This is a genomic window from Burkholderia sp. AU33423, assembly GCF_002223135.1.
Taxonomy (GTDB): domain Bacteria; phylum Pseudomonadota; class Gammaproteobacteria; order Burkholderiales; family Burkholderiaceae; genus Burkholderia; species Burkholderia lata_D.
In genome coordinates, this window is record NZ_NKFH01000009.1 from 244435 (window position 1) to 253547 (window position 9113).

At 64.4% G+C, this 9113-nt stretch carries 8 protein-coding genes; 4 read left to right on the plus strand and 4 right to left on the minus strand.

Going from position 1 to position 9113, the window contains the following annotated elements; all coding sequences use genetic code 11:
* Positions 1-395 precede the first annotated feature (395 nt).
* From CFB50_RS34285 to CFB50_RS34300, 4 genes are all read right to left on the minus strand, one after another.
* Entirely contained in the window at positions 396-1961 is a 1566-nt protein-coding gene (locus tag CFB50_RS34285; protein WP_089448880.1) for a methyl-accepting chemotaxis protein, read from the minus strand.
* A gap of 273 nt (positions 1962-2234) precedes the next feature.
* Positions 2235-2645, minus strand: coding sequence for a VOC family protein (locus tag CFB50_RS34290; protein ID WP_089448881.1), 411 nt, complete (start codon positions 2643-2645; stop codon positions 2235-2237).
* A 93-nt stretch (positions 2646-2738) separates the two neighbouring features.
* Positions 2739-3476: a formylglycine-generating enzyme family protein gene (locus CFB50_RS34295; protein ID WP_218829178.1), complete on the minus strand. Its 738-nt coding sequence runs from the start codon at positions 3474-3476 to the stop codon at positions 2739-2741.
* A 15-nt stretch (positions 3477-3491) separates the two neighbouring features.
* Entirely contained in the window at positions 3492-4037 is a 546-nt protein-coding gene (locus tag CFB50_RS34300; protein WP_089448883.1) for an AAA family ATPase, read from the minus strand.
* 672 nt (positions 4038-4709) lie between these two features.
* Between CFB50_RS34300 and CFB50_RS34305 the strand changes: the two genes are divergently transcribed.
* The 4 genes from CFB50_RS34305 to CFB50_RS34320 all read left to right on the plus strand — a co-directional run bounded on the left by CFB50_RS34305 (position 4710) and on the right by CFB50_RS34320 (position 9104).
* A complete protein-coding gene (locus CFB50_RS34305; RefSeq protein WP_089448884.1) occupies positions 4710-5429 on the plus strand; it encodes a thioesterase II family protein in 720 nt (239 codons plus the stop codon).
* A 155-nt stretch (positions 5430-5584) separates the two neighbouring features.
* Positions 5585-6535: a UDP-glucuronic acid decarboxylase family protein gene (locus tag CFB50_RS34310; protein ID WP_089448885.1), complete on the plus strand. Its 951-nt coding sequence runs from the start codon at positions 5585-5587 to the stop codon at positions 6533-6535.
* Positions 6536-6743: 208 nt separating this feature from the next.
* Positions 6744-8054: a diaminobutyrate--2-oxoglutarate transaminase family protein gene (locus tag CFB50_RS34315; protein WP_089448886.1), complete on the plus strand. Its 1311-nt coding sequence runs from the start codon at positions 6744-6746 to the stop codon at positions 8052-8054.
* Positions 8055-8117: 63 nt separating this feature from the next.
* The gene (locus CFB50_RS34320) at positions 8118-9104 is read left to right on the plus strand and encodes a TauD/TfdA family dioxygenase (protein ID WP_089448887.1); all 987 of its coding nucleotides are present in this window, start codon (positions 8118-8120) and stop codon (positions 9102-9104) included.
* Positions 9105-9113 lie beyond the last annotated feature (9 nt).

The following is a 9113-nucleotide window of genomic DNA, read 5'->3' on the forward strand; positions in this document are numbered from 1 at the left end:
CAGCCACTAAACGATCATTCCAGCAAAGCAATTCGCCGTATGTGATGTCACATGGCGACACGCGCGCTCGGGAATTTGTCGACTGCCGTTCATCCCCTCGAGTTATCCACAATTTCCGTGCATAACCCTGTGGAGAACGTTCGAGAAATTGCCCGTCCGCCTTGACCGACAAGGATCGCGGCGACGCCGTGCTGCATCGCGGGCCCTGAGCGCAGACAGCGTCGCATCGGGTTCGGCGATCGTCCGATCGTCGTGCTTCACCGCGCCGGTGCATGGTTCGCATCGACATCGGCAGTCAGGAAGTCCGCACCGGAAATGTGCCGCTTCGACACCGGTGCACCGCGTTGGCCATCAGTCCGACCCGACGATCCAGCTCCGGTGCCCGCATCGGTGCATCAGGCGAGCGCCTCGTCACGCAAACGGAATTGCGCAACCGCCGCACTCAGCCGCGCGCCCTGTTCGTCGAGCGACAGCGCCGCGGCCGCGGCCTCCTCGACCAGCGCGGCATTGCGCTGCATCACCTGCTCCATCTGGATGACCGCGGCATTCACCTGCTCGATACCCGACGATTGCTCCTCGAACGCGTGGCTGGTTTCGTTCATGATCGTATTGACGCGCTCGACCGCCGTGACGAGTTCGGCCATCGCCGAACCGGCCCGTGCGACGAGGCCGCTGCCGTCTTCGACACGCTGCGCGGAATGGCTGATCAGTTCGCGGATCTCCTTCGCCGCCGACGCGCAGCGCTGCGCGAGCCCGCGCACCTCGGTCGCGACGACCGCGAAGCCGCGCCCCTGCTCGCCTGCGCGCGCGGCTTCGACGGCAGCGTTCAACGCAAGGATGTTGGTCTGGAATGCGATGCTTTCGATCACGCCGACGATCCCGGAGATCCGCGTGGAACTGAGTGAAATCGCCGACATCGTCTCGACCACGCGCTGCATCGCCTCCCCACCGCGCGACGCGATGCCGGCCGCGCCTTCGACATAGGTGCGCGCATCGCGCGCGTTGTCCGCGTTCTGGCGCACGGCCGCCGTCAGTTGCTCGACGCTCGCCGCCGCCTGTTGCAGCGATACGGCCTGCTGCTCGGTGCGCGCCGACAGGTCGACGTTGCCGCTCGCGATCGTGCGGACGTCGCCGACGATCGTCTCCGTGCTCGTGCGCACCTGGCTCACGGTGTCGACGAGGCCGTCCTGCATCCGCTTCAGCGCATGCAGCAGATAGGCCATCTCGTTCTCGCCGGGCACAACGACCGTTCCGGTCAGGTCGCCTTTCGAGATCTTCTCGAACTGGTCGACCGCGAGCTTGATCGGCTCGATGATCGCCTTCGCGAGCACACGCTGCGCAAAAAAGCCGACGACGAGTGCGAAGGCCGCGACCGCCGCCATCCCCCACACGATCCGGTGGAACTGCACGCCGGCCGCCTCATAGCGCGCCTTTTCGCGCGCGACCTGGAACGCCTCGAGCGCATCGATCGCCTCCTGGTAGGCGGCGAACAGCTCGGGCGGTGCGGTACGTTGCGTGTCGAGGAAGCCGAAACCGTCGTCGCCGTCGAGCTGCGAGAGCGCCTTCAGGAACACGCGGTCGAGCAACGCCCGACGGCGATTCTGCAGCGTGTCGAACAGCGCCTGCTCGTCGGCGTTGCGCGCGTGCAGACCCGCATAGGCATCCAGTTCGTCGTTGCTCTGCTTGAGGAGCGTGCGGAGTTTCGCGATCTCGTCCTTGCCCGAGCGGCCGGCGCTGATGATCTGCGCGACGTCGCTCATGCGTTCGCGCAGCACGAGCATCCGCTCGGAGCTGGTCTTCAGGTGCAGCAGCGACGCGGTGTCGTCGCGGTACATCGCCTCGAGCGAACCGTTGCCCATATAGAGGGCCGCGATGCACGCGCCGACCACCAGCACGAGCAGCACGGTATAGCCGGCGATGGTCGCAACGAGGCCACCACGGATAGTGAGTTGTTTTCGCATGACGTTCCCTTGCGCCGGCCGGGCACGGCCAGCGGCGGATGTGGATTCCGGATCACGAAAGACGCGCGCCGCGTCGCAACACGGGGCGCATGGGCTGCGAACGGGTTAACGGCGGCGGGAACGGGGAGGTTTTATCTGCACGCGACGTGAATCTTGACGATTGCGACAGGCGCAGGGGCGAAGCGGTACGTGACGGGGGCGCGAAGCAATGCCGATGATCACCTGGGCGGGAAGCAAGGCATCCTGATCACTTCGACGCACCCGGACGGGTATCTAGCCGCCGTTCGTCAGCCTCGAACGAATCTCGTCGACCGACAGGTCGCGCTGATGCGTCGCGATCTGCCATCGATTCCCCCACGGATCCTTCACCATCGCCCGCCTGTCGCCGTACGGCATGTCGGCGGGGGCTTCGAGCGGGGTCGCATCCGCTGCAAGCGCCCGCCGATAGGTCAGGTCGGTATCCTCGACATACACGTACAGGAATGCCGGTATCGGCTCACGCAGGCCATCTTCCCCGCTGATCATCACGACGGTATCACCGATCCTGATTTCCGCCGGCAGCCCCGGGCGGTACTCGCCCTGCGCGTGAAATACCGTTCGGATGAATTCGATCAGATTGTGCGGATCCGGCACGACGATCCGGGGCGTGACGGTGTGCCATCCATCGGGCTGGAACTTGGCCATGTCGGGCAGCCTCCGAAGAAATTTCCGGGGGTATTGTGCGCCGGGCTCCCTCTGGCGGCAACGGGGCGACGCTGCGCAACGCGGCCAGCGCCGTCAATCTCCGGGCGATCCACGCACCGCGGGCGCGAGTCGCCCATCCCCCGCATCAAGCGACCGCGCAACGCGAAACCCGAGATCGTCGATTGCAAAGGTCGGATGGCTGCGACGGCGATTCGTCGCAAGGCAGCCCCGCTCGACATCGGCCCAGCCCCCGCCGCGAAACACGCGATACGAACCGTAGACCACCGGGTCGTACTGATCCGCGCACCACTCCCACACGTTGCCCAGCATGTCGTGCAGCCCCCAGCCATTGGGCTGTTTCCGGCCGACGTCGTGCGTGCGGCCGCCGGAATTGTCCCGGTACCACGCGATGGCATCGAGTTCGCCATACCTCGAGCCCTGCGTTCCCGCGCGGCATGCGTACTCCCACTCCGCTTCGGTGGGCAGCCGGTAACCGTTGCTGCCCGGAATCGGGAAGGCGCTCGTGCCGTCTTCGCCGATTTCGTAACCGCAAGGCAGACCGTCGGCCGTCGACAGCCGGTTGCAGAACCGGACGGCATCGATCCACGATACGTTTTCCACCGGGCATTGCGCGCCGACATGCGACGACGGCGATAGCCCCGTTACCGCCGCATATTGCGCCTGGGTTACCGGATAGCGGCCAATCGCAAAGCGTTGCAATTCGACGCACCAGGTGCGGCCGATCCGGTCGTCCCTCAATGCGATGGTCCCGGCGGGAACCTGCACCATCGGCAGATCGAGTGATTGAGACGGATATTCGATGTTCTCCACGCTGCCGCACCTCATTTACGAAGACAGTCTGACGGAACCGGCTTCGTCATAAGCCACGATGTTCAGCCCTTCCGTCGCAGCCGGCGCGACGAAGTACCGCGTGATCCGTTCGAACTCGGCATCCGATGCCTGGAACGGATGGTCGCCTCGCGCATTGCGTGCGTGCAACCGCGCCTTGCAAACGGCATCGCTGACGTCGAGGTAATGCAGTCGATGGTCGCGGCCGGCGGCCCGAGAAACGACGAGCCCCCATGCACGCGCGGCGACGGTATTGAACGGCACATCGAGCACCACCGACACGCCGGCCTGCAGCACCGCGCGAGCCTGATCGGCAATCACGTTGCCGACGCGCTTCGCGCACCGGACATAGTCGTCGATCGACAGGATCTCGCCCGGATAGAGCTGCGCGAGCCACGCATCCTCGCTGATCGAAACGACCGGCCCGGCGCTCGCGAGCCGCGCGACGAGCGTCGATTTTCCGGACGCGATCTTGCCGCATACCATGTGGAGCAACACGGCATCGTCCGATGCGGTCGCATGAAATGATTTCTCTGTCTGCATTTCCAGGCTCTCCCTCGAACGCCCAGAAAGCGAAAAACCCGCCTTCCGGGCGGGTTTTGACGATATCCATTCAGTCGATCGCTATCCCGCCGGCAACATTGCGGCGCAAATAATCGAACGGGTTTGCGAATGGGTCATGCGCATCAGAATAACCAACTGCTCGATCGCGAGCAAGCGGATTGGACGCGGCGCACTTCAACCTGTGCGCTTGAAACCGGTACACCAGCCGGAATTGAACAGGGCGTTCCGTGGTGTCTGCGCGCCGCCATCCATTCAGATAGGGATGGGTTCGACATGGCCGACTACGCGCGTCCCCTCTTCCTACGACATACATCCGCGCGGCCGCATGTTTAACTCATGCCCAACCGGATCGGGCGCATGCCGGATCCGGGCGGCGCGCACCTTGAATTTTCATGAAGCCAATCAACGCTTCGATGACTTCCGATGTGCTTGACGCACTGCTTGTGTACAGCGATCACGAACCGGCTATCGACGCGTGAACCAACGCGCGCGTCGCTGCCGCGCCCGTTGCTCTCCAAGTGAGGATTGCCGACGCATCGCAATGCCAACAACGACTGGAACCTGAATGGTGAGAAACACCGAACACGTGAATTTCCACAGCGCGATCGCCTGTGCGCCGGCAGCCGATGCGCCGCTCGAGTACCCGCTCGCATGCGCCTGATCTGTTTTCCCTATGCGGGCGGTTCGGCCGCCGTCTATCGTGCGCTGCAAGCGTCGTTGCCCGGCATCGAAGTGCACCGTCATGAACTTGCGGGCCGAGGCATCCGCCTGTCCGAGCCTGCCGTACGAGACATGACGACGCTGGTCGACACGTTGCTGTGCGACCTGGACAACTGCTTCGATCGTCCCTTCGCCCTGCTCGGACACAGCATGGGCGCGGCCATTGCCGCCGAACTGGCGCTGCGGCTTCCCGCCCACGCACGGCCGAACCTGCGGCATCTGTTCGTGAGCGCGCGTGCCGCACCGGGCAAGGAGCGCCACGATCGGCGCATGCAGGCGCTGGACGACCGCGCCTTCATCGATGCGCTGCGCGAGATGGGCGGCACACCGAAGGCGGTGCTGGACAACAGCGAACTGATGGCGCTGCTGATGCCGGCGCTGCGTGCGGATTTCACGCTGATCGAAAACCACCGGCCCGTGCCCGGGCCGAGGCTGGCGGTGGACATCACCGCGTTCGCGGGCCGGGGGGACAACGAGGTCCCTGTCGATGCCGTTGCGGGCTGGGGCGCCGCGACGACCGGGCGCTTCGATTTTCACGTCATCGAAGGGGATCATTTCTTTTTGAGAAACGAAATGCGGACGATGGCCGGCATCATCGCGGCCCGCCTGCGGCGCGCGGAACACGCCGCGCCGAGCGCACTGCAGGCATGACGGGCCGATCCTCGCGATCGGCGTGCCGGCCGGTGCCGTGATCGTCGAATGAAAAGGCCCGCGCGCCTGATCCGCTCCCATGCCGGAGCCGCGGGCCGGTCAAGCAAGCCGGGAGGCCGCGTCGCTTCCCGGCGCGCGATACTTGGAGTGCCATTGTGCAACGTAATCGAAAGCGAATCCTCGTAACAGGTGGCGCGGGTTTCCTCGGTTCGCATCTTTGCGAGCGTCTCGTCGAACTCGGTCACGACGTATTGTGCGTCGACAACTATTTCACCGGCACGAAGCAGAACGTGGCTGCGCTGCTCGGCAACCCGAACTTCGAGGCACTGCGCCACGACGTCACCTTTCCGTTGTACGTGGAGGTGGACGAGATCTACAACCTCGCCTGCCCGGCTTCGCCGATCCACTATCAATTCGATCCCGTGCAGACCACCAAGACCAGCGTGATGGGCGCGATCAACATGCTGGGGCTCGCCAAGCGCACGCATGCGCGCGTTCTGCAAACCTCGACGAGCGAGGTGTACGGCGACCCCGATGTGCATCCGCAACCGGAGAGTTACCGGGGCAACGTCAACCCGCTCGGGCCGCGCGCCTGCTACGACGAAGGCAAACGCTGCGCGGAGACCCTGTTCTTCGACTATCACCGCCAGCAGAACGTACGCATCAAGGTGGTACGCATCTTCAACACGTACGGGCCGCGCATGCATCCCAACGACGGCCGCGTGGTGTCCAACTTCATCGTGCAGGCGCTGCGCGGCGAGGACATCACGCTGTATGGCGACGGCAATCAGACCCGGGCATTCTGCTATGTCGACGATATGGTCGACGGGTTGATCCGGATGATGGCCACGCCCGCGGACCTCACCGGCCCGATCAACCTCGGCAATCCGCACGAGATCGCGGTCAGCGAACTGGCGCAGATCATCTTGCGCCTGACCGGCTCGAAGTCGCGGCTCGTCTTCCGTCCGCTGCCGAAGGATGATCCGACACAACGTTGCCCCGACATCAGCCTCGCACGCGCCCACCTCGGCTGGGAGCCGACGATCGGGCTCGAAGCGGGGCTCCGGCGGACCATCGATTATTTCTGCTCGACCCTCCCTGCGTGACGCCGCGTCCGGACACCCCGCTTCGATGCTCGGGAGGCAATGGCATGAGGGGGTGACGTCGCATGGACGATGTCCCATTTTCACGTGACAGACGTGATACGGCGACCATGCTCCAATCCGGTCGTACCGTTAAACATCATTGGCCAGGATGAAGCGATTCTCGTGCGCCAGTGTCCATCAATCCGCCTCGCAAGCCGGATCCGCGCGCATGGAAAAACTCGAGTATCTGAAGCAGGTCGAATCGAACGCGCGAACCTACGCAACTTCTTTCCCGCGGCTGTTTACCCATGCCAAGGGCATACGCGTACGCGACGCCGAGGGCCAGGAATACATCGACTGCCTGTCGAATGCGGGTACGCTCGCACTCGGACACAATCACCCGGAAGTCAATGAAGCCGTGATGCGGTTTCTGTCGTCCGATCAGATGCAACAGGCACTCGACCTGGCGACGCCGGCCAAGCACGCGTTCGTCGAGCAGCTCTTCTCGCTCCTGCCCGGGAAGATCGCCGAATCCGGCAAGATCCAGTTTTGCAGTCCCAGTGGGGCGGATGGCGTCGAAGCGGCGATCAAGCTGACCCGGCACCATACGGGCCGGCCGACGATCATGGCGTTCCACGGCGCCTACCACGGCATGACGGCCGGTGCACTCGCCGCGTCGGGAAACCTCACGCCCAAGTCGGCCGGCGGCAATGGACGCGACGTTCATTTCCTGCCCTATCCCTATGCCTTTCGCTGCCCGTTCGGCACCGACGGCTCGGCGACCGATCAACTCAGCATCAACTACATCCGGACCGTGCTGTCCGATCCCGAGAGCGGGATCACCAAACCGGCGGCCATCATCGTCGAAGTCGTGCAAGGCGAAGGGGGCTGCATCCCCGCCCCCGACACCTGGTTGATCGAGTTGCGCGAGCTGACGCTGCGGCATGAAATCCCGTTGATCGTCGACGAAGTGCAGACCGGACTCGGTCGAACCGGCGCCCTGTTCGCTGTCGAACATTCCGGCATCCGGCCCGACGTACTGGTGCTGTCGAAGGCGTTCGGCGGCGGCTATCCGTTATCGGTGGTGGTCTATGACGAGCGCCTGGACACCTGGCCGCCCGGCGCGCATGCCGGTACCTTTCGAGGCAACCAGATTGCGATGGTCGCCGGCTTGTCGACCATGCGCATCGTCGAACGAGAGAATCTCTCGGCACACGCGGACAAGGTCGGCAAGCGCCTGGTTGCCGGCCTCGAGGGGCTTGCCGAACGCTTCCCCTGCCTGGGCCAGATACGCGGTCGCGGCCTGATGATCGGCGCCGAAGTCGTCGTGCCCGGCACCCATGGCCGAGCCGGCCCGCCCCATGCGGAACGGGCAAAAGCCATCAAGCGGAACTGCCTGCGAAACGGGCTCGTCATCGAAACCGGCGGCCGCAACGGCGCGGTACTCCGGTTCCTGCCGCCGCTGATCGTTTCGGAAGCGGATATCGACGAGATTCTCAATCGCTTCGAGCATGCCGTGGAAACGGCGTGCCGTGCATAACCGCACTGCGGTGCGACCCGATCGGTTTCGCCGTGATCCACGTACAAGAAAGGACTATTGACGATGCAGGGCATGACGGAACGCAGGCTGCTTGCCGACGGAAGCTCGCCGTGGCTGCTGGAGCCCGTGTCGAACAGGCGCGATCTCGCGCAGGCGGTGAAGGACAACCGGGCGGCACTCGAATCCCGGCTTCTGGAACAGGGAGCACTCCTGTTTCGTGGCTTCGACGTTTCATCCGTGGGCGACTTCGAAGCGTTTGCTCACGCGATTTCGGTCCATCAGTCCGACTACGTCTATCGTTCCACGCCGCGCACCTCGATCGGCAACGGCATCTTCACCGCAACCGAGTATCCGCCGAGCGAGACGATCGCCCTGCATTGCGAAAACGCGTACCAACGCAGCTGGCCGCTGAGCGTCGCATTCTGCTGCCTGACGCCGGCCGCGACCGGCGGCGAAACGCCGATTGCCGACATGCGGGAGGTGAGCCGCAGGATCGGACCGCGCATCCTGGACCAGTTCGAGGCGAAACAGGTCCGCTATGTCAGGCACTACCGGCGGCACGTCGACATTCCGTGGGAAACCGTGTTCCAGACCAGCGACCGCAGCCAGGTCGCAGCCTTCTGCGCAGACAACGGCATCGAACTCGAATGGCTCGACGACGACACGTTGCGCACCGCCCAGGTCAACCAGGGCGTGGCCTACCATCCGGCCACCCGCGACCGGGTGTTCTTCAACCAGGCACATCTGTTCCATCTCTCGAACCTGGAAACATCGCTCGCCAGTTCGATCGTCAGCCTGTTCGGCGAGGATCGAATTCCGCGCAATGCCAGCTATGGCGACGGGAGTCCATTCGATCCCGCCGACCTCGAGCAGATCCGCACCGCGTTCCGCGAATGCGCGATCACGTTTCCCTGGCAACGGGGCGACGTCCTGCTGGTCGACAACATGCGCTTCGCGCATGGCCGCAACCCGTTCGAAGGCGAGCGCAAGGTCGTCGTGTCCCTGCTGGACCCGTACGCGCCCGACCTCGAAGGATTCGCCGATCGTTAGCGAGCGCGA